The 24,855-nt window shown below is 65.8% G+C and carries 16 protein-coding genes and 1 CRISPR repeat array; of the genes, 8 read left to right on the top strand and 8 right to left on the bottom strand.

Annotated elements, in window-relative coordinates:
* Positions 1-4: 4 nt before the first annotated feature.
* From AC5I49_RS23580 to AC5I49_RS23570, 3 genes are all read right to left on the bottom strand, one after another.
* Entirely contained in the window at positions 5-1,195 is a 1,191-nt protein-coding gene (locus tag AC5I49_RS23580) for an NAD(P)/FAD-dependent oxidoreductase (RefSeq protein WP_043791050.1), read from the bottom strand.
* Positions 1,196-1,273: 78 nt separating this feature from the next.
* The gene (locus AC5I49_RS23575) at positions 1,274-1,873 is read right to left on the bottom strand and encodes a TetR/AcrR family transcriptional regulator (RefSeq protein ID WP_012204257.1); all 600 of its coding nucleotides are present in this window, start codon (positions 1,871-1,873) and stop codon (positions 1,274-1,276) included.
* Positions 1,874-1,955: 82 nt separating this feature from the next.
* Positions 1,956-2,924, bottom strand: a complete 969-nt coding sequence (locus tag AC5I49_RS23570) for a helix-turn-helix transcriptional regulator (protein ID WP_016449747.1) — start codon at positions 2,922-2,924, stop codon at positions 1,956-1,958.
* 176 nt (positions 2,925-3,100) lie between these two features.
* Here AC5I49_RS23570 and AC5I49_RS23565 point away from each other — a divergent pair, with 176 nt between their 5' ends.
* From AC5I49_RS23565 to AC5I49_RS23555, 3 genes are all read left to right on the top strand, one after another.
* Positions 3,101-4,765: a hypothetical protein gene (locus AC5I49_RS23565; protein WP_074923151.1), complete on the top strand. Its 1,665-nt coding sequence runs from the start codon at positions 3,101-3,103 to the stop codon at positions 4,763-4,765.
* A gap of 201 nt (positions 4,766-4,966) precedes the next feature.
* A complete protein-coding gene (locus AC5I49_RS23560; RefSeq protein WP_495789979.1) occupies positions 4,967-5,770 on the top strand; it encodes a PhzF family phenazine biosynthesis protein in 804 nt (267 codons plus the stop codon).
* 38 nt (positions 5,771-5,808) lie between these two features.
* Positions 5,809-6,549 (top strand): SOS response-associated peptidase, encoded by a 741-nt coding sequence (locus AC5I49_RS23555; RefSeq protein ID WP_495789978.1) that lies wholly within the window; start codon positions 5,809-5,811, stop codon positions 6,547-6,549.
* 30 nt (positions 6,550-6,579) lie between these two features.
* Here the strand turns inward: AC5I49_RS23555 and blaOXA are convergent, their stop codons facing one another.
* The gene (gene blaOXA / locus AC5I49_RS23550; protein ID WP_343740831.1) at positions 6,580-7,380 is read right to left on the bottom strand and encodes a class D beta-lactamase; all 801 of its coding nucleotides are present in this window, start codon (positions 7,378-7,380) and stop codon (positions 6,580-6,582) included.
* Positions 7,381-7,609: 229 nt separating this feature from the next.
* Between blaOXA and AC5I49_RS23545 the strand changes: the two genes are divergently transcribed.
* A complete protein-coding gene (locus tag AC5I49_RS23545; protein ID WP_277849618.1) occupies positions 7,610-8,950 on the top strand; it encodes an ammonium transporter in 1,341 nt (446 codons plus the stop codon).
* 61 nt (positions 8,951-9,011) lie between these two features.
* Positions 9,012-9,320, top strand: a complete 309-nt coding sequence (locus tag AC5I49_RS23540) for a hypothetical protein (protein WP_016449753.1) — start codon at positions 9,012-9,014, stop codon at positions 9,318-9,320.
* Positions 9,321-9,345: 25 nt separating this feature from the next.
* Here the strand turns inward: AC5I49_RS23540 and AC5I49_RS23535 are convergent, their stop codons facing one another.
* Genes AC5I49_RS23535 through AC5I49_RS23525 form a run of 3 tightly spaced genes read right to left on the bottom strand, consistent with a single transcriptional unit; the run spans position 9,346 to position 14,208 of the window.
* The gene (locus AC5I49_RS23535; protein WP_016449754.1) at positions 9,346-10,974 is read right to left on the bottom strand and encodes a SpoVR family protein; all 1,629 of its coding nucleotides are present in this window, start codon (positions 10,972-10,974) and stop codon (positions 9,346-9,348) included.
* A complete protein-coding gene (locus AC5I49_RS23530) occupies positions 10,971-12,239 on the bottom strand; it encodes a YeaH/YhbH family protein (protein ID WP_016449755.1) in 1,269 nt (422 codons plus the stop codon). Before AC5I49_RS23530 ends, AC5I49_RS23535 begins: the two co-directional genes overlap by 4 nt.
* Before the next feature lie 46 nt (positions 12,240-12,285).
* Positions 12,286-14,208 (bottom strand): PrkA family serine protein kinase, encoded by a 1,923-nt coding sequence (locus tag AC5I49_RS23525; RefSeq protein WP_016449756.1) that lies wholly within the window; start codon positions 14,206-14,208, stop codon positions 12,286-12,288.
* A gap of 372 nt (positions 14,209-14,580) precedes the next feature.
* Here AC5I49_RS23525 and AC5I49_RS23520 point away from each other — a divergent pair, with 372 nt between their 5' ends.
* From AC5I49_RS23520 to AC5I49_RS23510, 3 genes are all read left to right on the top strand, one after another.
* Positions 14,581-17,934 carry a mechanosensitive ion channel domain-containing protein gene (locus AC5I49_RS23520; RefSeq protein ID WP_310037773.1) on the top strand — a complete coding sequence of 1,118 codons (3,354 nt, stop codon included), beginning with the start codon at positions 14,581-14,583 and terminating at the stop codon, positions 17,932-17,934.
* Between the two features lie 208 nt (positions 17,935-18,142).
* Positions 18,143-18,724 carry a hypothetical protein gene (locus AC5I49_RS23515; protein WP_154834971.1) on the top strand — a complete coding sequence of 194 codons (582 nt, stop codon included), beginning with the start codon at positions 18,143-18,145 and terminating at the stop codon, positions 18,722-18,724.
* Positions 18,687-19,232 carry a hypothetical protein gene (locus tag AC5I49_RS23510; RefSeq protein ID WP_016453827.1) on the top strand — a complete coding sequence of 182 codons (546 nt, stop codon included), beginning with the start codon at positions 18,687-18,689 and terminating at the stop codon, positions 19,230-19,232. The genes AC5I49_RS23515 and AC5I49_RS23510 overlap by 38 nt, the downstream gene beginning before the upstream one ends.
* Positions 19,233-19,240: 8 nt before the next feature.
* On the opposite strand, the gene AC5I49_RS23505 is transcribed toward AC5I49_RS23510, so the two are convergent.
* Positions 19,241-20,989: a methyl-accepting chemotaxis protein gene (locus AC5I49_RS23505; protein ID WP_495789977.1), complete on the bottom strand. Its 1,749-nt coding sequence runs from the start codon at positions 20,987-20,989 to the stop codon at positions 19,241-19,243.
* A gap of 219 nt (positions 20,990-21,208) precedes the next feature.
* Positions 21,209-24,800: direct repeats of the CRISPR family, unit length 32 nt; unit sequence GTTTCAATCCACGCGCCCGCACGGGGCGCGAC.
* Positions 24,801-24,855 lie beyond the last annotated feature (55 nt).

The raw sequence follows: 24,855 nt of genomic DNA, 5'->3' as shown, positions 1-24,855 counted from the left end.
GGCCTCAGACCAGGGCGCGGGCCACGGCCCAGTACATGCCGCGGTTGAAGCCCTTGCGCATCATCGAGCCGACCTTGGTCGGCGGCGTGGGCTTGACGTCGACCTGGTAGTCGTACCAAAGCGGCATGCCGCCGTCCAGGCCCATCTGGGCGATGGCCACCACGCGCCCGTCGTAGGCATCGCTGGTGCGGCCGAAGCGGATCTGCGAGGCGATGTTGTTCACCACCACGGGCGACTGGTTGTGGCAGGCGCCGCCGGCCTTGCTCACCGGCAGGTCCACCGTATCGCCCAGCACATAGACATGGCTCTGGCCCAGCACCTGCATGGTCTCGTGGTCGGTGGGCAGCCAGCCTTCGCCATCCTGCGCCTGCGACAGGCCGCAGTCGCGCACGGCCTGCACGGCGCGTATCGGCGGCGTGGCCATGAGGATGTCGAAGTCCTCGGCCTGGCCCTCCTCCGAGTGGGCCACCTTGGCCTCGGGGTCCACGCGCGCCAGCGTGAATCCGCGCTGGTGGCGAATGCCGCGCTGCTCGAACACCGTGGGCAGGATCTCGCAGGTGTCCTTCTGCAGGAACAGGCAGTTGCGCAGCAACTGCGAGACCGTGGGATAGGTGTAGACGATCTCCACCTTGTCGCGCACGCCGCGCCGGCGCAGCAGGTCGTCCAGCATCAGCGTGGTCTCTATGGGCGCGATGCCGCACTGGTGCGGCACATTGGGCGTCTTGGGAAAGGTGACGGTGACGAAGATGCGGCCCTTTTCTATGCGCGACAGCTTGTCGGCCAGCTGCCGCGCGGGCGCGTGCTGGTAGAAGTGGTCGCCGGCCTCGGCCAGGCCTTCGATGCGCTCGGGCGAGGGCACGCAGCCCGTGGAGATCACCAGATGGTCGTAGCCGAAGCGCTTGCCGCTCCTGCAGTGCACGGCCTGCAGCGCAAAGTCGAAACGCTCCACCTCTTCCACCTGGAAGTCGATCTCGGGCCGCAGCAGGCCGCGCTGCCTGCGCCGCAACTCGTCGCGGAAGAAGGCATTGAAGGCCACGTACATGAAGGCAGGCTTGTAGTAGTGCCAGGGCGAGTTCGACAGCATGGTGATGCGCACCTTGCCCGTGACCACCTCCGGATACAGCTTGCTGACCAGGTGGTTGGCGGTCATGGTGCCGCCAATGCCCCCTCCGATGATCAAGATGTGATGCGCCATCCCTGCTACTCCTTGTGCTTTCGCCTCAGTGGAACAACCGCTGGCGCCGCACGGCGCCAGCGCCGGAAAATGCGCCGCTCAGTCAGGCTTGAGCGATCGCCACACCCCGTCCCAGAGCGCGTCGAACAGGGGCTCTATGGGCGTGTCGATGATGCCGTCCAGCCGCAGGCAGATCATGCGGATCGCGCTGCCGTACATCAGGCTGGCCGCCACCATGGGCTCCATCTGGCGGATCTCGCCATCTGTCATGCCGGCGAACACGAAGCCGCGCATGCGCACGAAGGCCGAGGCCGAGCAGATGGCCTGCTCGTCGGGCAGAAACTCACGGTGGCGCGCATTGACCACGAAGCCCATGGCCTCGGGCTCGGCCTCGGCCAGCCCGAACAGCATGCGCAGCACCTCGCGGCAGCGCTGGGCGCTGCCCGCGTGCCGCTCCTCGATATCGTCGAGCAGCACATTCATGCGCGCCAGCAAATGCCGGTACAGCTCGCGCGCAATGCCTTCCTTGTCGGCAAAGTGGTTGTAGAAGAAACCGATGGACACGCCGGCCTCGGCGCACAGGTCCTGTATCGAGGTATTGAAGAAGCCCCGCTCCACGAACAGCCTGAGCGCCACGCGCAGCGTCTGTACATGGCGCGAACCCGCATGCGGAAAGAAGGTCCAGGCCTCGTCTTGCATGGGAAATGATCGTAGAACGAATCTTCATTCTATTTTTCACAAGCACTTGCAAACTACACCAGGGTTTTCCTGGACCTTGGCCTCAATCCATCAGCCGGAGTGCCTCGGCAAGCGATGCCACGTTGGCAATGCCCAGCTTTTCGTAGATGGAGCGGATCTGATTGCGCACCGTGGCAGGAGCACGCTGGAGTTGGACTGCAATCTGCTTGTGGGTCAGGCCCCGGACCACAAGCCGGGCAACCGTGGCTTCGCGGGGGGACAGCCCGTCGGCTGCGCACCGGGGGCGCGCTCGCAACCACAGCAGACCGTGCTGCGTGAACAGCGTGATGACCAGGGTGTGGGCCACCAGACGATGGGCGCCGCCCTGTGCCGCAGTCTGCACGGCCGCAGGCAGGCGAGGACCTTGCCAGCCCGGCCATTCGGCGCGCAAGGCGTGCTCGAAGACGACGTCCATGTGGTGGATGATGCCGCGCGGGTCTGCCAGTGCCGAGCCCAACCGATCACGGGCCAGGCCCTGCCGAAGCTGCCCCAGATGCGTGAGGCGGTTGAGTTCCAGCGCCTGCTGCACATGGGGCAGCAGAGCGGCCAGCAGTTGGCGCTCGCCCTCGGTGCAATGCGCATCCGTGCGGGCGCGAAACAGCGTGAGCCAGCGCGTGTAAAGAGTGCTCGGGTTCAGCATCCCGCCGATGAAGAAGTGCGACTGCTCGAAGCGCCTGCCGTAGTCGCGCAGCGCCCCCTGATGCCGGCCACTGAACCAGGTCCTCGCTTCGAAGGCCAGCGTCTCGCTGGGATGCATGGTGACGGCCTGCGCCGCCGTGTCCAGGTGCTTGACCTCTTCATAGGCCTGCAGCATTTCGGGCGGCTGCCGGTGAAGGTGGATGGTGTGGATATCGATGCCGGCCGCCGTCATGGTGGCCGAGCCCCACATGGCCGAGTCGAAGGGCAGCACGGGTTTGAGCAGGTCCAGCGCCTGGTCCTGGAAATGTTCGACAGGCTGCTCGTGCGATAGCCGGTAGAGGTTCAGCAGCAGGTGGTTGTATGCAGCGTCCATGGCGGCTTGCCTGCCTCTCTTCGATACGTTGAGATCGACTGCACGGGCGGGTGTTGCGCGAGCCGTGCCCTCTTGCCCCACCCCGGCAGCGCTTCAGGATAGTGCAATTGCATCATTTTGTTTGTTGCGTGTCACACATAGAGTTGGCTTGCCACCCACATTCCTGTACCGACACCATGCAAATCCACCCCAGTGCATCCACTTCCTTTCCCGCCGTGCGCCCTTTGCTGCTGTGCGGCCTTGTTGCAAGCCTCTATGCCTGTGGAGGAGGCAGCGGCGGCACCGACAGCGGCGGGGGCACCGGCGGCGGCACCGTGACACAGCCGGCCATCACGCTGTCAGGCACCGTCGCCATCGACCAGGCCGTGCGCAACGCTGCAGTCTGCGTGGATCTGAACGCCAATGCAGCCTGCGACACGGGCGAGCCCAGCGCAGCGGCCACCGGCAGCGACGGCACGTTCAGCCTGACCTATCAACCCGGCGATGCGGCAGCCACCGCTGCCTTCAACCAGGCTCCCGTGCTGGCTCGCATCACACCCGAATCCGTGGACGCTGCGGACCCCACCAGCACCGCCACAGCCAAGGCGTTCGTGCTGTCTGCACCGGCTGGCAAATCCGCGCAGATCAATCCACTGACCAGCCTGGTGCAAAAGGCCATCGCGGCCGGCACGGCCAGGGAAGTGGCCGAGGCTGCAGTGGCCCGCCAGCTCGGCATCGACGCCGCCAGGATCTACGACTACCAGAGCGACGCGGCCTCCAGTGCCGCCGTGCTTGCGGATACCGCGCGCACAGCCGCCAAGGTCACCGCCTACGCGCTTGAGATGGGCGTGCCTATTCAGGTGACGGCACCTGGCGCAGCGGCCGTGGCATCGAACCAACTGGCGTTCCTGAACTATGGCAACGCGCAGAACTACTCCGTGCGTGAACGCAGGTCCGACGGCGTCGTCCAGGCAGACGGCTTTGCCCACCAGTTCGAGACACGCAGCGGAAAAACCAACGGTGCACCCAGTACGCAGGAAGCGCTGTTCCCGTCCGTCACGCTCACCAGCACCGGATGGACGCGCTGCGACAGCTCCGTTGCGCGCCTGACGACACAGGGGGTTCCCTCGCGCACACTGCTGTGCAACCAGTCCACCGCCTACCTGGGCTTTACCACCGCTTCGCAGGACGTCAGCGGCAAGCCCATGGCCGAAGTCATCACGCAATTGCGTGCCGGAGACACAACGCTCCAGGCCGAGGGCATCCGCCATGACCGCTCCATCGAAATGGACCCTGCCACGCTGGGCTCGGCCGTCTTCCCGCAGGGCGCACAGATGCGCACTGCACTGTCGGTGCAGTTGAACCGGTCGCCGGCCTTCATCAACAACACGGCCACGGACCGCTTCGGCTTCGCCACGCTGGAAGCCATGATTGCCGGCCGCCCGGCCAGCGCGGTGAACCTGTCGACTCCAGCCACCGTGCGCGCCTCGACAGTCGGGGCGGCGGGGCCGGTCGATGCCAACCATGTGTTGCGCGTGGCCTTCATCGATGCGGCCAACGCCCAGTTCTACAGCTGTGAGTCCACCCCTCCGGCCTACAGCGATCTGGGCGCCTGCACCGTGCATTCGCAAAGCGCGTACACCCTCTCCACCTCCCAGGGCGTGCGCCTGCTGAGCTTTGCCGACTTCCCTGGCAAGACCTTCATGCAAGGCGTGACGCGGGGCTATACGGAATTCGACGGCAGCGTATTCGGCTATCGCCTGCCTGCCGCCATTGCCAGCGAAGACCAGGCGCTCAGCTATTCCACCCGGCTGAACGGCGTGGCCTGGGCTGCCATGAAAACGGTTCTGGGCATTGAGTGAGCCTTGCAGCCGGGAGCGGGCATTTCAAGCAAGGGATGGGGCGAGGCATCCCACGCGGCGCCCCGCAGCCGCGTGGGCCGGCATGCCGGGCATGCATGCCTCAGCTCCATCCTGCCGGACCGTAGAATCCGCGCGCAGCCATTGGAGACAGAGACAACAATGACGGGCTGCACACGAATCCGACCCAAAGGCCTTTTGCAAATGCAACTCCCCATCCACGTCATCGACGCATTCACATCGGAACGATTCAAGGGCAATCAGGCCGCCGTCATTCCCCTGGATGCATGGCTTGCCGATTCCACGCTGCAGGCCATTGCCGCCGAGAACAATCTTTCGGAGACCTCTTTCCTGGTCTGGAGTGGCGAGCGCGCCGCCTTCGAGATCCGCTGGTTCTCCCCCCTGACCGAGATCGCGTTCTGCGGCCACGCCACGCTGGCGAGCGCCTTCGTGCTTTTCGAGGCCGACCCGGCGCTGCGCAGCATCACGTTCTGGGCCGCTGCCGTGGGCAAGGTCACCGCCACGCAGGAGGATGGCGGACGCATCGTCATGACCTTCCCGCGCCGCGATGCCAAGCCGCTGGATGAGGTGCCCGCCGCACTGCGCGAAGGCCTGACGCCCGCACCCACGGCCTATCTCGTGAACCAGCAGGCCTACGTGGCCGTCTACGCAACCGAAGACCAGGTGCGAGCCGTCAAGCCGGACCTGGAGCGCCTCAAATCGCTGGGCCCGCTGGACGTGGTGGTGACGGCGCCTGCGGATGCGGGCGCCTCCCATGACTTCGTCAGCCGCTACTTCTGGCCCGCCAATGGCGGCGAGGAAGATCCCGTCACGGGCTCCATCCATGCGGCGCTTGCGCCCTACTGGGCGGGCAGGCTGGGCAAGAACCGTCTGATCGGCCACCAGGCCTCTCGCCGCACGGGCACGCTGTTTTGCGAGGTGACCGATGCCAGCGTCGAGGTGGCCGGCCATTGCGCGCGTTATCTGACCGGGACCATTACCGTCTGACGCCCGACTTTGCGCTGGCACGCAGGTACCATCCGCGCATGAGTACCCACTACGAATCCCTGTCGCAAGCCGACGCCTACCGCGACGCCTTCGGCGTGGAGGCGCCTGCCGCCAGCGAGCGCAACATGACACCGCGCAAGTCCGGCTTTTTCATCCGCAGCGCCGCCGTGGCCGCGGATGCCGCCACCGAACAGCACGAACCCTCCGCTTCCGACACACCGCCCGCGCCTGCGGCACCGCCCGCACGCGAGCTGGTTGCCGCCCAATGGGGCCTGGTGCCGCACTGGGTGAAGTCGGCCTCCGATGGACGGCTGCGCGCGCTCAAGCTGGTGAATGCGCGTTCGGAGACCGTCTCCACGGCCCAGGCCTTCCGCGATGCCTGGCTCAATGGCCAGCGCTGCATCGTGCCCATGGCCGCCTTTTTCGAGGATGACTACCGCAACGGCAAGGCCCTGCCCACGCGCATCTCGCGCATCGACGGCAAGCCCATGGGCGTGGCCGGCGTGTGGGCGCAGTGGACGGGCCCGGATGGCGAGGTGCTGCTGAGCTACGCCCTGCTCACGGTCAACGCCAACAGCCATGCGCTGCTGCACCGCTACCAGCAGCCCGGCGCGGAAAAGCGCATGCCGGCGATTCTCAACGAAGGCGCCTACGACGCCTGGCTCAACGCGCGCGTGGAAAAGGCCCGCGAGTTCATGCGCCAGTACCCCTCCAACTGGCTCACCGCCAACCCCGTGGAGCGCAAGGCCGACAAGCGGCCTCCAGGCCTGATGGGCTGATGGGCTGACGCATGGGCCTTGTCCCGCGCGCTACGGCGCCTTGGGCAACGCGTTGATGGAGCGCAGGATGTCGCGCGTGATGGCCTGGCGCTTGGGCAGGTCGGCCAGCCTGTGGGGCGTGTCCATGTTCATGGCGAAGAACACGGGGCCGGCAGGCCATTCCACCCAGCCCACCCACCAGCCGATACGGCCCGTCCAGCCGGTTTTGGCGCGCAGTATCCAGTCGGTGCCGGCCTCGTTGATCATCACGTCCTTCACCAGCCGCTGGTGTTCCACCGGCAATGGCAGCCGATTGCGGTACAGCTGCTGCAGGAAGGCCACCTGCTCCAGCGCCGAGATGGCCAGGTCGCCCTCCACCCAGAAAGGCGCCTCGCCCGTGGCCAGCGCATTGCCGTAGTCGATCTTGCGCATGTAGGCAGCCTCGCGCGCGCTGCCCAGTTCCCCGGCAAAGCGTTCGTACACCCAGACGGTGGAGTTGCGCATGGCCGAGCGCAGGTCCTGATCGGCATTCCAGGCCGGCAACTGGCGCTTCACGCCATCCCAGGCAATGCGCTGGAATTCATCCCGCACCAGCCCGGCGTCCAGCGCGAACAGGCTGTGCGGGATCTTGAAGGTGGAAGCGGGCGAGTAGCGCCTCACCGCGCGTTCACGGTTGTGGACGTAGACGGCTTCGGCCGGGCCTCTGGCATCGACCACGACGATGCTGCCATCAACCTTGGCATCGGCAAAGAAGCGGGCCCATTCGGGCCTGTCCTGCAGTTCGGCAGCCGCCAGCGCCGCCTGTGACAGACAGGCGAGCAGCGCGGCGCACATCAGATTTCTTCGATTCATGCCGGCAGTTTAAGAGCTGCACCACCGCACGGCGATGGTGCACCGCCCGCCCGGCTGCCCTGTTTTGACTCGCGGTTTTCCCGTTTTGGTGTTCCGGCTGCATCGCACGGCCCCCAAGGGCCCCGTCTGCGCTGGCACGACTTGTGCAAGGCCGCTGCAGGCCGGCCAATGCAGCCATGGCGGCAACGGCAGACGGCCCCATGACCACAACAAACAAGGGAGTCATTGCATGCACAGGTGCGCACGGGCATTGAGAACATTGGTGGCGGGAGGATGGGTCGCCGTCCTGGGTGCGGCGCAGACGGCGCAGGCGGCCGAGCAGGCGATCACGCGGCCGTCGCTGGTGGCGGCGGACTCCATCAGCGCCGTGGACACGGTCTGGCTGATGACGGCCACGGTGCTGGTGCTGCTGATGACGCTGCCCGGCATTGCGCTGTTCTATGCGGGCATGGTGCGCCGCAAGAACGTGCTCAACACCATGGCCAGCGTGGTGGCGATTGCCTGCCTGGTGAGCATTCTGTGGTTCGCACTGGGCTATTCGCTGGCCTTCACGCCCGGCAATGCGTGGATAGGCGGTGATTCGCGCGCCTGGTTCGCGGGCCTGGATTTCAACGCCGCCAAGGGCCTGGTGGCCGTGAGCCACCTGGCGCCGCATGTGCCCGAAGCAGCCTATGCGATGTTCCAGCTGGCCTTTGCCGTGATCACCGCCGCCTTGCTGGTGGGCGCCTGGGTGGAGCGCATGCGCTTCGGTGCCATGCTGATCTTCGTGGGCTTGTGGAGCCTGCTGGTTTATGCCCCGGTGGCGCACTGGGTGTGGGAGCCGGGCGGCTGGCTGGCGCGCATGGGCGCGCTGGACTTTGCCGGGGGCACCGTGGTGCATGTGAACGCGGGCGTGGCCGGGCTGGTCTGCGCCTGGTTCCTGCGGCCGCGCCGCGGCTACGGGCACGAGCCCTTCGAGCCCTACAACCTGGCCCTGACCATGATGGGCGCGGCCCTGCTGTGGATGGGCTGGTTCGGCTTCAACGCCGGCTCATCGCTGGCCGGGGACAGCCGCGCGGCGCTGGCGCTGGCCGTCACCCACATTGCCGCCAGCGCGGGCGCCCTGGCCTGGTCGCTGGCCGAGTATGTGGTGCGCGGCAAGGCCACGCTGCTGGGCCTGTGCTCGGGGCTGGTCGGCGGCCTGGTGGCGATCACGCCGGCAGCCGGTTTCGTGACGCCGCTGTCGGCGCTGTGTATCGGCCTGATCGCCGGTGTCGCCTGCTACTGGGGTGCCACGGGCCTCAAGCGGCTGCTGGGTGCGGACGATTCGCTGGATGTGTTTGGCGTGCATGGCGTGGGCGGCATCGTGGGATCGCTGCTGACCGGCGTGTTTGCCAGCCCGCAGATCGGCGGCGTGCAGGCCAGCGTGCTCACCCAGGCGGTGAGCGTGCTGGCCGTGGCCTTGTTCACGCTGGTGGCCACGGCGGCGCTGCTGTGGCTGCTGGACATGCTGATCGGCCTGCGCGTGGATGAGGAAAGCGAACTGCAGGGCCTGGACCTGGCGCTGCACCGCGAACGCCTGAGTGGATGAACGGCCGAGCCGCAAAGCGGCCCGGCGCCCGATGATCGTCAAACCGAAGGAGTGCCACTACATGCCCGAAAGCGAACTCCTGGCCATCGCCGCGCACCTGCATGTGCTGCTGCGCAGAAGCTGCGGCCGCGTGACCGATACCGAATGGCTGGCGGCCAATGCCGAGTACGCCGCCGAAATCATCCGCTTCGCACGGGAGCAGGAAGGGGCGCGCAGCACGCCCGAACTGGTGGAATGGACCCATCGCTTCGAAGCGGCCTGGAATGCCGCGCTGGCCGGGCCCGCCGAGCGCTCGCCGCTCATGCAGCGCGCCGGCGAGCTGATGCGCCAGCGTGCGGAAAACCGCAAGTACGTGGGCACGCTGCGCTAGGGCCTGGCTGGCTCAGGCAGGAGGATCAGGCCGGTGGAGCGGGCACCGAGTGCAGCAGCACGGGCGCGTCGCCATCGCCGTTGACGCTTTCCAGTTGCACGCCAAAGCCCCACAGGCGCGCTGCGTGCTTGAGCACTTCCAGCGCATCGTCGGACAGCGGCCGGCCCTGGTAGCGGGTGTGGCGCAGGGTGAGGCAGCGGTCGCCGCGCAGATTGACGTTCCAGACCTGGATATTGGGCTCGCGCGCACCCAGGTCGTATTGCTGCGACAGCGTCTGGCGCAGGGTGCGGTAGCCGTCGTCGTCATGGATGGCGCTGACCAGCAGCTCGCGTTCGCTGGCGTCGTCATGGATGGCGAACAGGCGCATGTCGCGCATCAGCTGTGGGCTCAGGTACTGGCCGACAAAGCTCTCGTCCTTGAAGTTCTGCATGGCATGGTGCAGCGCCGGCAGCCAGGGCGTGCCGGCCAGGTCGGGGAACCAGCGGCGGTCTTCCTCGGTGGGGTCCTGGCAGATGCGGCGGATGTCGCGGTACATGGCAAAGCCCAGCGCATAGGGGTTGATGCCGCTGTAGGCGCGGTGACCGGCCGGGGGCTGGTAGATGACGTTGGTGTGGGAGGACAGCCATTCGATCATCACGCCGTCGGTCAGCCAGCCTTCGTCGTACAGGGTGTTGAGCAGGGTGTAGTGCCAGAACGTGGCCCAGCCCTCGTTCATCACCTGGGTCTGGCGCTGCGGGTAGAAGTACTGGGCGATCTTGCGCACGATGCGCACGATCTCGCGCTGCCAGGGCTCCAGCAGCGGGGCGTTCTTCTCGATGAAGTACAGCAGGTTTTCCTCGGGCTCCTTGGGAAAGCGCTCGCTGTGCTGCGCCGCGCTGTCCTTGCCCGGGCGGGCCGGCAGGGTGCGCCACAGCTCGTTGACCTGCTGCTGGGCATAGGCCTCGCGCTGCTCGCGCTCGGCCCGCTCGCGCGCCAGGCTTTTCTTGGAGGGGCGGCGGTAACGGTCCACGCCCAGGTTGGACAGCGCGTGGCAGGAGTCCAGCCATTGCTCCACCGTCGTCAGGCCGTGGCGCTCCTCGCACTGGGTGATGAAGTCGCGCGCATAGACCAGGTAGTCGATGATGCTGCCGGCGTCCGTCCACATGCCGAACAGGTAGTTGTTCTTGAAGAAGCTGTTGTGGCCGTACGCCGCATGGGCGATCACCAGGGCCTGCATGGCCGTGGTGTTCTCCTCCATCAGATAGCTGATGCAGGGATTGGAGTTGATGACGATTTCGTAGGCCAGGCCCATGTGGCCGCGCCGGTAGCGCCGCTCGGTCGCCATGTATTCCTTGCCATAGCTCCAGTGGCGGTAGCCCACGGGCATGCCCACGCTGGCGTAGGCGTCCATCATCTGCTCGGCCGAGATCACTTCCAGCTGGTTGGGATAGGTGTCCAGGCCGTAGCGTTCGGCGGCGGCCGCAATCGCTGCGTGATAGCGTTCGATCAGCTCGAAGGTCCAGTCGCTGGGATCGGGCAGAGGCTCGGCCGGCCGCTCCCCCGCCGGCAGCGGCGCGGAGGGCACGATGCGCTGGGCCCGTTCGCTGGCCAGATGGGATTTCCACTGCGGCGTGGCATGGCGGGGCGCCAGCACGGGATAGTGAGAGAGGTTCATACCGATACCCCCTCTTTCTTGAACAGGTCGCGGAACACGGGGTAGATCTCGCTGGCGTCCGACACCTTGCGCATGGCGAAATGCGAGAACAGCGGCAGCACCTGGCTGTACTCCTGCCACAGGCTCTGCTCTTCCTGCACCACCTGCACATAGGCGAAGTAGCGCACCAGCGGCAGGATCTTGTCGACCAGCAGGTTGCGGCAGTTGGAGCCGTCGTCGCCGAAGTTGTCGCCATCGCTGGCCTGGGCCACGTAGATGTTCCAGTCCCCGGACGGGTAGCGCGCGCGGATGATCTGGTCCAGCAGCACCAGCGCACTGCTGACCACCGTGCCGCCGCTTTCCTGGGAGTGGAAGAACTCGTCCTCGCTGACCTCGGCCGCCTGCGTGTGGTGGCGGATGAAGACGATGTCGATCTTCTCGTAGTGCCGCGTCAGGAACAGGTACAGCAGGATGAAGAAGCGCTTGGCCAGGTCCTTGCGGTCCTGGTCCATGGAGCCGGACACATCCATCACGCAGAACATCACGGCCTGGCTGATGGGCGCAGGCACGCGCGTGCGGTTGCGAAACCGCAGGTCGATGGGGTCGAGAAAGGCCACCGTGCCCATGCGCAGCTTCAGCGCATCGATGCGCTGCTGCAGCTCGGCCGCCGCCTCGCTGGTGCCATCGTCCTGCGCCAGCAGCGCTTGCAGCTGCTCCTCCAGTGCCTTGAGTTCACGGTGCGGCGCCTTGGTCAGCGCAATGCGCCGGCCCAGGGCGCCGCGCATGGTGCGCAGCAGCGCCAGGTTGTGCGGCGTGCCGTCGTGGCTGTAGCCGGCGCGGCGCGTCTTGTACTGCATGGTGTTGCCGATGTGGGTGCGCAGCAGGCGCGGCAGGGCCAGGTCTTCAAAGAACAGTTCCATGAACTCTTCCTTGGTCAGGGTGAAGGTGAAGTCGTCCTCGCCCTCGCCGCTGTCGCTGGCCTGGGAGCCGCCGCCGCCTGCGCCGCCCTGCGGCCGGGCAATGCGGTCGCCGCGCACATGCTCGGTGTTGCCCGGGTGCACCGTGTCATGGACGCCGCCCTGCCCGTGGTGGAACACGGGCTCGCGGATGTCCTTGCGCGGGATGGAGACGCTCTCGGACTCCTCCATGTGGCGGATGCCGCGCTTGTCCACCGCGCGGCGCACCGCCTCGGCGATCTGCGCCTTGTAGCGGCGCACGAAGCGCTCGCGGTTGCCCACCGACTTGTTCTTGCCGGCCAGCCTGCGATCGATGATTTGCAATGCCATCTGTTCCCCCCAGCCCGGGCGCGCCGAAGGGCGGCGCACCCACCCGTCAGTTGCTCTTGCGAACGCGCAGATACCACTCGCACAGCAGGCGCACCTGCTTGGACGTATAGCCCTTGGCCTCCATGCGGGTGACAAAGTCCTCGTGCTTGCGGGCATCCTCGGCACTGGCCTTGGCGTTGAAGCTGATCACGGGCAGCAGCTCCTCGGTATTGGAGAACATCTTCTTCTCGATCACCACGCGCAGCTTCTCGTAGCTGGTCCAGCTGGGGTTCTTGCCCTGGTTGTTGGCCCGCGCGCGCAGCACGAAGTTGACGATCTCGTTGCGGAAGTCCTTGGCATTGGCGATGCCCGCGGGCTTCTCGACCTTCTCCATCTCGGCGTTGAGCGCGTTGCGGTCGAAGGCCTCGCCGGTATCGTTGTCGCGGTACTCGCTGTCCTGTATCCAGTAGTCGGCGTAGGTGACGTAGCGGTCGAAGATGTTCTGGCCGTACTCGCTGTAGCTCTCCAGATAGGCGGTCTGGATTTCCTTGCCGATGAACTCGGCATAGTGCGGCGACAGGTATTCCTTGATGTAGCTGGTGTACTTGGTCTCCAGCTCGGCAGGGAACTGCTCGCGCTCGATCTGCTGCTCCAGCACATACATGAGGTGCACCGGGTTGGCCGCCACCTCGGTACTGTCGTAGTTGAAGACCTTGGACAGGATCTTGAACGCGAAGCGCGTGGAGATGCCCGACATGCCCTCGTCAACGCCCGCATAGTCGCGGTACTCCTGGAAGCTCTTGGCGCGCGGGTCCGTGTCCTTGAGGCTCTCGCCGTCATAGACCTGCATCTTGCTGAAGATGCTGGAGTTCTCGGGCTCCTTCAGCCGCGTGAGCACGGCGAACTGGGCCATCATCTTGAGCGTGCCGGGCGCGCACACGGCGCTGGCCAGGGAGGACTCGCGGATCAGCTTCTCGTAGATGCGCACCTCCTCCGACACACGCAGGCAGTACGGCACCTTGACGATGTAGACGCGGTCCAGGAAGGCCTCGTTGTTGCGGTTGTTGCGGAAGGCCTTCCACTCGCTCTCGTTGCTGTGGGCCAGCACCATGCCGTCGAAGGGAATGGCGCCAAAGCCTTCCGTGCCCTTGTAGTTGCTCTCCTGCGTGGCCGTCAACAGCGGGTGCAGCACCTTGATGGGCGCCTTGAACATCTCCACGAACTCCAGCAGGCCCTGGTTGGCCAGGCACAGGCCGCCCGAGTAGCTGTAGGCGTCGGTGTCGTCCTGGGCAAAGTTTTCCAGCTTGCGGATGTCCACCTTGCCCACCAGGCTGGAGATGTCCTGGTTGTTCTCGTCGCCCGGCTCGGTCTTGGCAATGCCCACCTGCCTGGAGATGCTGGGATAGCGCTTGACCACGCGGAACTGGCGGATATCACCCCCCAACTCCTCCAGGCGCTTGACGGCCCAGGGCGACAGCACATGGTTGAGGCAGCGCCGGGGAATGCCGAACTGCTCCTCCAGCAGCGGCCCGTCCTCCACGGGGTCGAACAGGCCCAGCGGCGACTCGTTCACGGGCGAGCCCTTGAGCGCGTAGAACGGCACCTTCTGCATCAGGTATTTGAGGCGCTCGGCGATGGAGCTCTTGCCACCGCCCACGGGGCCCAGCAGATAGAGGATCTGCTTGCGCTCTTCCAGGCCCTGGGCCGCATGGCGGAAGAAGCTCACCACCTGCTCGATGGAGTCTTCCATGCCGTAGAACTCGGCGAAGGCCGGATAGCGCCGGATGACCTTGTTGGCAAACAGCCGCGACAGGCGCGGATCATTGCGCGTGTCCACCATTTCGGGTTCGCCTATGGCCGCCAGCATGCGCTGGGCGGCGCCCTCGTAGGCCATGGGATCGCGCTGGCACAGGGCGAGAAATTCGTCCAGCGACATCTCTTCTTCGCGAAGGCGAACGTAACGTGCAGCCGAGTTGCTGATGACATCCATACGACCTCTCCCAGCGGCACCCGAGGGCGAACAGTGCCGCGAAGTTGCAAGGCATTCGCTACCGTGTGGAACTGTTGTAGCACCTTGCATCCGCTTTGAATAGCTCATACGTCCCACATGTCTGCATTGCGCGCGAGGTCACAATGTCAGGTTCCTGGACTACCCCGCTTTTTGCGGTGCCGGGACAGGGGCTTGAGCCAGCCGGGCCTGCAGCAAGGCCCGTGAATACAGCGCCTCACGCTCCCACTTTTGACAAATGATAGTCCGCACTCACACAGCGGCACAGGCCCGAATTCAGAACCGATGTCTCCTGCCGACAACCCCCTACTTGCCGCCGGTCGCCCATCGCGCAAACTGGCTGCCGTCACGCCGATGCACCTGCTGTGGGCCATGTGCCTGGTGCTCGGCCTTCTGCTCGCCCTGCTGGCACCGGGCCTGGCCAAGGCCGCACCGGCAGCAGGCCCTTTGGGTGCCTTGCAGGGCACCTTGGGCGGTGGCTCCGCGTCCGACAAGGAACGAAGCAACGCCATTCAGACCCAGCTCGATGCCGCCGCCTCGGCCACAAAGGAAGCCGATGCGCTGGCCCAGGAACTGGACCGCATGCGCGCCAGGGCACGCACGCCCGTGCCGGCCCTGCCCGCGCCGCTGAGCGACGAGCAGCTGGGCAGCCTGTTCGATCGCTGGAAGGAACGCGTTCCCGCCAACGCCAGCCAGGAAGTGCTGGAACGCCTGCTGGCCGATGAGCGCGATGCCATTGCCGCCCTCAAGGCCGGCATCGAGAAATCCGCGGCCGACCAGGCCAATCTGGTGTCCCAGCCCGGCCCGGGGCGGATCGATCTGTCCATCCTCCAGCAACGCGCGCAGGAAAACGCCGAGCCCGTGACCGCCGAGCCCGGCGAAGCCCCCGACCTCACCCAGGCCCGCCAGGCACGGCGCAGCGCAGAGCACCGCCGCGCCCTGCTGGAGCTGGCGCTGCGACAGGAAGAGCAGTCCACCATCGAAGCCCGCCAGCGCCTGCTGGCCGCCCAGCTGCAGGCCCAGCGCCGCGAGCTGCTGGAGCGCATGCCGCGCGCCGCCTGGCTGACCCAGCGCATTGCCGAGCGCAGCCGCCAGCAACTGGAGCAGCAGGTGCAGGAGATGGAGCTGGCCGCCCAGCACGCTTCCGCCGCCGATCCCGCCATACGCGACCTGGCCCAGCGCAATGCGGCGCTGGCCGCGCAGATCCTCAAGAACTCCAATGAACTGGCGCAGGAGCGCAAGACCCTGGCCAATGACGAATATGTCCGCGACCAATTGAGCGCCACGCTGCGCGACACCCAGGCACGCCTGCGGCTGGGCGGTGGCAGTGCGGCCGTGGGCCAGTGGCTGTGGCAGCAGCGCGTGGAGCTGTCCTCCGGCAGCACCCTGCAGGCCAGGCACCGGGCCGTGCAGCGCCAGCTGGCCGAGCTGCGCCTGACACTGTTCAACTCCAGCAAATGGCGCCAGAACCCTGGCGCGGACACGGCGGCACAGGCCCCGGCCGACGCTGCGGATGCAGGCGGCGTGGCGGCACCGGAGCCGGCCGCCAACGCCACGGTATCTGCCCAGCAGACCGCTTTGCTGGCCCGGCAGGTGGCACTCACCGACCAACTGCAGCCGGTGTTGCTGCGCCGCATCGCCGTGCTGGAGCAGACCGACGACGCACTGCGCGCGGCCCTGCGCAGCGGCAATGAGTTGCGCCAGGTGCTGGACAAGGAGCTGCTGTGGTTCCCCAGCCACCGCCCCATGGACCGTACCTGGCTCAGCGAGTGGCAGGCGCTGGAGCAGGACATCGAAGGCAGCAGCTCGCCCTGGAAAACCGCGCGCGCCCTGGCCGCCAGCATCTGGAACGATCCCTGGGCCTTTGGCGCCGTCGGCCTGATCGTGGCCCTGCTGCTGGGCCTGCGCCGCTACGCGCTGCGCCAGCTGCAGTCCATCGCCGTGCGCGTGGGCGACTTCATGCGCGACCACTTCGGGCTGAGCCTGCTGGCGCTGGGCTGGAGCCTGCTCTACACCCTGCCCTGGAGCTTTGCGGCCGCGGCGCTGGGCAGCCTGCTGCAAGGCCCCGAAACCGTGGGCACGGCGTTGGAGCCGCTGGGCGCCACCCTGGTCCAGCTCAGCGATTTCATCTTCGTGGCCACCTTGCTCAACGCCCTGTTCTGCCCGGGCGGGCTGGCACTGGCCCACTTCGGCTGGCCGGCTGCTCGCGTGCAGATGCTGCGCCAGATGGTGCGCCGCGCCGCCTGGCTGATCGTGCCTGCCGAACTGCTGGGCGGCCTGGCCTTCTACAGCCATGACAACCACGCCATCAGCACCTGGGGGCGCATCTCCATCCTCATGCTGTCGCTGGGCCTGGCCTGGATGGCCTGGCTGTACTTTCGCCGTGTCATGCAGCAAAAGCGGCCCGGCATCCACTGGGGCCAGATCGTCAGCGTGGTGCTGATGCTCATGCTCAGCGCGCTGGCCGTGGGCATCGTGCTCGGCTATGTCTACACGGCCACCGAAGTCATCCAGGCCCTGATGGCCAGCTTCGTGTTCCTGGGCGCGGTCGAGGTCGTGGTCAACCTGCTGCGGCGCTGGCTGCTGCTGGGCGAGCGGCGCCTGGCGCTGAACCGGCTGCGCGAAGCCGCCAGGCTGGCCCAGAGCGGCTCGGGCGTGGACACCGGCAAGGCCCCCACCGACGAAGCCACCCAGATGGCCCTGGTCACCGTGGGCGCCCAGGCGCACCGGCTGCTGGGCCTGCTGCAGCAGGTGCTGGTCGTGCTGACCCTGGTCTACGCCTGGCTGCCCGTGCTGCCTGCGCTGCTGCGCTCCGAAGGCGTGGTGCTCTGGTACACCACCAACACCGGCGCCGACGGCATCGCGCATGCCGCCCCCGTGAGCCTGATGGATGCGCTGCTGGGCGTGATGATCCTGCTGCTCACCTTCAGCTTTGCACGCAACCTGCCGGGCCTGCTGGAAGTGACGCTGTCGGCCTCCAACCGCATCAGCAGCTCCGCGCGCTACACCCTGGCCACGCTGGCGCGCTACGCCATCACCATCGCGGGCACGGTCAGCGCCTTCACGCTGCTGGGCCTGCGCTGGGGCCAGCTGCAGTGGATGGTGGCGGCGCTCACCGTGGGCCTGGGCTTCGGCCTGCAGGAGATCTTCGCCAACTTCGTCTCGGGCCTGATCCTGCTGGTGGAGCGGCCCTTCCGCGTGGGCGATGTCATCACCATCGACACCCTCACCGGCACCGTCACGCGCATCCGCACGCGGGCCACCACGGTGCTGGACTTCGACAACAAGGAAATCGTCATCCCCAACAAGACCTTCATCACCGGCCAAGTGACGAACTGGACCTTGAGCGACGACGTGACCCGCCTGGTGATCGACGTGCCCGTGGCCCACGGCAACGACCCCGAGCAGGTGCGCAACATGCTGCTGGACATTGCCAGGGAGCACCCCCAGGTGCTGCGCGAACCCGAGCCCAACTGCTGGTTCATGGCGCTGGAAGGCAACGGCCAGCGCTTCGAGCTGCGCGCCTACGTGGGCAAGGTCGAAGACCGCCTGCCCGTGCGCCACGACCTCAACCGCCGCGTCAACGACCGGCTCAAGGACGCTGGCATTGCCGTGGCCTTCCCGCAGCTGGACCTGCATGTGCGCAACATGCCGGCAAATCCTGCGGGGCAGCCGGCGCAGCAGACACCGCCCCAGCCGGCTGCATGAGACATTGAAACCCGCCACTCTCGACCCATGGAGTGGCGGGCCATGGGCACCACGGCATTCCACCCTCAAATCACCGTGACTCATATATCCTAGGATCATTCTGAAAACTTTCCTCCCCCTTCATTTCCTCCTCCAACTGAATGCCAATCCGCACACAATCGGCATCTCACAACGATGTCTGCGGACGCTTCAAATCCTGGGAGGGGCAATGGCGGAAAGAAGATATACCAGTGCAGGAACGGATGGCTGGCTCAATGTCAGGCGCGAGCCTTCGGGCGCTATTGTTGCGCTGCCGGAGCATATTGCCACCGAGATCGAATCCAGCTCGAATGGGCGCGACCATTTCATCGTCAAGGAGGGCGTCGAAAGTGGCAACAGGTTTTCTGTGAAACAGGGATACCTCCGAAAACAGGCTCCCGCATATCGACCTGCTGCAATCATTCAATTCATTTTGAGCCGCAAGACCCTGATCTATCCAGGGGGTCGTGTCCGAGCTTTTACAGACGACGAAAATCCTATTAAAACAGGAACGCACCCTGTTCAAATCCCAGATTTCCCACACTCAATAGGGTCTGCATATTTACATAAAACACCCTATGCCAAAAATTGGTTTTTCCTCAACAATGGAAGTGCAACTCCTTTTCGCAACGATAGATACCTGCACCCAGGGCACGAGAGTGCCGGATGCATCACCGTGGATCCGGCGCAATGGAATTCACTTTATCAATATCTAATTCTCTGCAGGAGTGGTGATGGCAAAACTGTTGGCATGGTTTCCGTGGTTCGCTAGCGCCCTGCTTCTCGCTGGATGCTATGCACAAGAAAAAAGTCCAGAAGATCTCCTGGCATCGGAAGAGGTGGGCGATGCTGACTTTGTACGCAACTGGCTTCAAACAAATCGGCATGCAGACCAAACCGCGGCGCAGAACTTCTACCAGCACGGCATGAAAGACTTTCAACGTAAAGCATGGTCTCCCGCCGCCAAATCCTTTGGAACGAGTATGCGACTCTATCCTTCCCCCGAAGCCTTGTATAGATATGTGGACGTCAAACTGCAAATGCTCGCCATGGTCAGAAAGCGAGAGGGCGATATTCAGGAAAAGCTTCCACTGGACATGAACTACGCGCTCAAGCTCTACCGTTCTGCGCTTTCGGCCAACATGGTATTGGGAACATTGTCCGAAGAGGAAAAGACGCGCATTGAAAACCATGTGAGTTGCCTGCAGGCCTATGCAGCGGCTGGCCGTCCCGACATGGACTGCGAGCCGCTGCACTGGTACTACAACGCGGCCCGATGAACACAGGGTCAGAACACTTCCCAGTTCTCACCAGCGCGCTCGGCTGCAGTGCGGGGGCCAGGCACCCGCATTGCCGTGGATGTGGATCTGCTATCGCCCCGGATGGCGGCCTGCGCCCCGGACTGGCGAGGCAAGCTGTCGGCACCTGAAGGCAGACCACGCATGCCGGAGGCCACGGCGGGCTTCGCGACAGGAGCCTGATCGGCAGGTGAGGACAGCCCATCCAGCTTGAACAGACTGACCAGATCGACCAACCTGGCAGCCTGCGCGTTCAGGCTGGCAGCAGCCGCCGCCGACTCTTCGACCAGGGCGGCGTTCTGCTGCGTGACCTGGTCCAGCTGTACGACGGCGTCGCCCACCTGCGCCACACCATCGGCCTGCTCGGCCGTGGCCGCGCCTATTTCGCCGATCAGGTCGGCAACGCGCTGCGCCTGCTGGACGATGTCCTTCATCGCGGAACCCGCCTCGCTCACCAGGCCCGAGCCCTCGTCCACCTTGGACACGCTCTCGCCTATCAGGGCCTTGATCTCCTTGGCTGCCCCAGCGCTGCGCTGGGCCAGGCTGCGCACTTCGGATGCCACCACGGCAAAGCCGCGCCCCTGCTCGCCCGCCCGTGCTGCCTCCACGGCGGCATTGAGCGCCAGGATGTTGGTCTGGAAGGCAATGGAGTCGATCACGCCGATGATGTCCTCGATCTTCCGGGAACTCGCGGTGATCTGCTCCATGGTGGCCACCACGCGGTCCACGATCTTGCCGCCGCCAGTGGCGGCCTGGCTCGACGAAGCGGCCAGCTGGGTGGCGGTACGCACCGTATCGGCATTGAGCTTGACGGTGGCGTTCATCTCCTCCATGGAGGCGGCGGTCTGCTCCAGATTGCTGGCCTGCTCTTCCGTGCGCTGGCTCAGGTCGGCATTGCCCGATGCGATCTGGCTGGCGCCGGTCGCGATGGATTCGCTGCTTTGCCGCACATCGGCGACCACGCGCGCCAGGCCGGCACGCATGTCCTCCATGGCGTGCAGCAGGCTGGAGGTGTCTCCGGGCGCCAGTTGCACCCGCACGGACAAATCGCCCTGCGCGATCTGGCGCGCCACCCCGGTGGCATAGGAGGGCTCTCCGCCCAGCTGCTGCTTGACCGTCCTGGTGATCATCCAGGCCACCAGAGAGCCCAGCGCGGCGGCCAGCAGCGTCAGCACCAGCATGGCCACGCCGTCTTCGGCCACGCTGCGCAGGGAGCCGTCCACCGTGGCCTGCGTCTGTGCCTTCTGGTAATCGACCAGCGCCTCGACCGCATCGAAATAGGTCGTCTGCAAGGAGCGCAGGCGCCCCATGATCAGATCCCTGGCGGCATCGCCCTGGTTGGCCAGGCCCAGGTCACCGGCCTGGCGCATGGTCTCCACGAAAGGCTGGCGCGCCTGCCGTATGTCGGCAAAGAGCCGGCGCGCCTGCTCGGTCTGCAGGCGCTGGTCCAACTCCTTCATGACCAGGCCGTTCCTGGCAACCACCTCATCCAGCCGGCGGCTCTCCTCGGCCATCTGCGCCGGATCGGTGATCAGCGCCAGATTGCGCACCACCCGCGCCGACACATTGGCGTTGTCCTTGAGCGATTGCAGCCGGGCCAGATTGCCCATGCGGTCCTCGGCCAAAACACGCAACTGCTCCCCCTGATCGTGCAGCTTCATCCAGCCGAAGCCGGCCACGCACACGCAGACCACGATCACCGCAAGGAAACCCATGCCCAGCATGGTTCCCAACTTCATACGCCTCAGAAAACCCACGTCGCTCTCCCTCGAACCACCTACGCAAACCGGCCAGACTGCTGGCACGGAAGAAACACATCCGGGAACAAATTTGACAATTTGAATCACTCGCATTGCCTTCCCAAACCCTGCACATCCAGTAGGACAGCGCCTTGCCGACATGCAGGCATGGGGCTGTCAGCGATTGCCAGAACCCGTCATTTCGCGCTTGATGGCCATGCTTCAATCCACGCGCCCGCACGGGGCGCGACAGCCCAGGCGCGCGCGGCTGCCACGGGGTTGGAGTTTCAATCCACGCGCCCGCACGGGGCGCGACCCCCGCTTCAGGTTCTCGATCTCTTCCGGCTGGTTTCAATCCACGCGCCCGCACGGGGCGCGACGGGGAACGTGGTCTTGAGCACGGTCTTTGTGAGGCGTTTCAATCCACGCGCCCGCACGGGGCGCGACGGGGAACGTGGTCTTGAGCACGGTCTTTGTGAGGCGTTTCAATCCACGCGCCCGCACGGGGCGCGACTTTCGTGTTCCGGGGTGTGCGCTTCCTCTGGCGGGTTTCAATCCACGCGCCCGCACGGGGCGCGACATTCACAGGCCCCAGCAGCGGCTCCAAGCTCAGGTTTCAATCCACGCGCCCGCACGGGGCGCGACGCGCGTGTGCTGGACGTAGAGCTGGGCAGCCGGCTGGTTTCAATCCACGCGCCCGCACGGGGCGCGACGGCCACTTCCAGCGCGGTCTGCGTATCTGCCGCAGTTTCAATCCACGCGCCCGCACGGGGCGCGACATGTCCACGCCTGGATAGGCGCGCTTGCTGATCCCGTTTCAATCCACGCGCCCGCACGGGGCGCGACCTCGCTCGCCGTGTACTTGCGAAACCCCTGGGGCTGTTTCAATCCACGCGCCCGCACGGGGCGCGACATGTCTGCTACGGCTGCGGATCGTTTTTTGAAACCGTTTCAATCCACGCGCCCGCACGGGGCGCGACCTGGCTGCCAGCATGGCCGTGCGCGTGGAGGATGCTGTTTCAATCCACGCGCCCGCACGGGGCGCGACGCCATCGGTGTGGAAATCACTCGCTCGGATGTCGTGTTTCAATCCACGCGCCCGCACGGGGCGCGACGCCTTGGCCTTTATCATTGCGCCAAGTGCTGTAGTTTCAATCCACGCGCCCGCACGGGGCGCGACACCGCAGCGGTCCCCAGACTTGAACGGGTCGCGCTCGTTTCAATCCACGCGCCCGCACGGGGCGCGACAGCGGGTGCGCTGCACGCATCCGAACGAGGCAACGTTTCAATCCACGCGCCCGCACGGGGCGCGACTCGCTCCATGTGTCGTCGCTGTCCACCAGCTCATTGTTTCAATCCACGCGCCCGCACGGGGCGCGACACCTGCTCATAGGCATCCTTACCCCGGCTCAGATCGTTTCAATCCACGCGCCCGCACGGGGCGCGACGATCGAGGTGATATAGCTCCTCGGGCGGGAGGCGGTTTCAATCCACGCGCCCGCACGGGGCGCGACGATGCGGGCGCGCGTGCCTGGCGCTGGGATGAAGTTTCAATCCACGCGCCCGCACGGGGCGCGACAGACCAACTGGCCGTCCTGCCACAGCGAGAAGATGTTTCAATCCACGCGCCCGCACGGGGCGCGACCCTACCCGGAAAAGACCGAAATCATCCTTGAGAAGTTTCAATCCACGCGCCCGCACGGGGCGCGACATGTGCAGTCAACGCCATAGTCCAGCCCTGTGACTGTTTCAATCCACGCGCCCGCACGGGGCGCGACAGCATGGCGCGAGTCGATAGCAGGCCTTGGATTACCGTTTCAATCCACGCGCCCGCACGGGGCGCGACCACATAGCCCTGGAGACCTACCTGGAGCGCGTCATTGTTTCAATCCACGCGCCCGCACGGGGCGCGACGGCGACATCGGTGCAGCGGCTGTCGCGGTATGCGTTTCAATCCACGCGCCCGCACGGGGCGCGACGCTTGTCGGGGCGTGCAGCTGCGGCAGTTTGCTTGTTTCAATCCACGCGCCCGCACGGGGCGCGACCTGGAGGCGACTCAGGAGGAGGCACCGGGGGTGGTTTCAATCCACGCGCCCGCACGGGGCGCGACGATGGCGTCTGACATCTTCGCGCGCTGCTCTGGTGGTTTCAATCCACGCGCCCGCACGGGGCGCGACGAAATTTGTTGGCAAGCACCGTATTACTCCTAAGCGTTTCAATCCACGCGCCCGCACGGGGCGCGACGGCCCAGAGCTACCACGGCAATCTGTACTTCGATGTTTCAATCCACGCGCCCGCACGGGGCGCGACGCTCAAGAACGGCAAGACGCTGTGCGTCTACGAGTTTCAATCCACGCGCCCGCACGGGGCGCGACGACAGCGACGGCCAGGTCGAATCGATCACGCTCAAGTTTCAATCCACGCGCCCGCACGGGGCGCGACGATGATCCCGATGCCGGTGCCGCCACCGCCGAGCAGGTTTCAATCCACGCGCCCGCACGGGGCGCGACGTCAAGCAGGGCAAGACCACAGCGGTAGACCAGTTTCAATCCACGCGCCCGCACGGGGCGCGACGTCGTGCATAACGAAGCTTGTAATACCACGATAGTTTCAATCCACGCGCCCGCACGGGGCGCGACGCATTTGCTCGCGCGTGGACGGCAGCAGGCTTATGTTTCAATCCACGCGCCCGCACGGGGCGCGACGTGTGTGTGTGTGTGTGTGTGTGTGTGGTTTCAATCCACGCGCCCGCACGGGGCGCGACCACGTCCGTAGCGCTGATCGCACCGGCCACGTTGGGGTTTCAATCCACGCGCCCGCACGGGGCGCGACTGAGAAGGAATACTGGCCGCTGGGCCTGGTCAAGTTTCAATCCACGCGCCCGCACGGGGCGCGACGGCCATGATCGTCCAGGATCTGGGCGCTAAGGAGTTTCAATCCACGCGCCCGCACGGGGCGCGACGCAGGCCCAGCAGTCCCTGCGCGCTATCAATGGGGTTTCAATCCACGCGCCCGCACGGGGCGCGACACATCGAGGACAGCCCGGCCATCAAGGATTACCTCGTTTCAATCCACGCGCCCGCACGGGGCGCGACTGTGACGCATTGCTGAATTAGTTGCACAAGTAATGTTTCAATCCACGCGCCCGCACGGGGCGCGACGTGTGTGTGTGTGTGTGTGTGTGCGTTTCAATCCACGCGCCCGCACGGGGCGCGACCCGAAGGCCGTGCCGGGTTTTGGCGACTACATGTTTCAATCCACGCGCCCGCACGGGGCGCGACCTCAAGGGCAACTCCATGGAGCCTGACTTCAAGGTTTCAATCCACGCGCCCGCACGGGGCGCGACACAGCGCAACGATGTCGGCGGCGCGCTGGCCGTCGTTTCAATCCACGCGCCCGCACGGGGCGCGACGCCGATATGGGTGGCTCGCTCATCGACCAGATCAAGTTTCAATCCACGCGCCCGCACGGGGCGCGACTTTACCGGGCTCCAACTGCCAGCCTCGAAGTCCAGGTTTCAATCCACGCGCCCGCACGGGGCGCGACCTGAGTTGGTCTACAGCAGTTGGGATCGCGCTGAGGTTTCAATCCACGCGCCCGCACGGGGCGCGACAGATGGCGCGCGAGGTGGTCGAGGGGCTGGGCCAGTTTCAATCCACGCGCCCGCACGGGGCGCGACCGATCTGGTGGCCCAGATGGAGGGGCAGGGGCAGTTTCAATCCACGCGCCCGCACGGGGCGCGACTGCTTGCGGCGGCGGTGCGCGATGTTGTAGCAGACGTTTCAATCCACGCGCCCGCACGGGGCGCGACCTGCTTGCGGCGGCGGTGCGCGATGTTGTAGCAGACGTTTCAATCCACGCGCCCG

The organism is Delftia sp. (genome assembly GCF_059499305.1).
The sequence above is the reverse complement of the archived record's forward strand: the minus strand, read 5'-3'. Positions and strand labels throughout refer to the sequence as shown.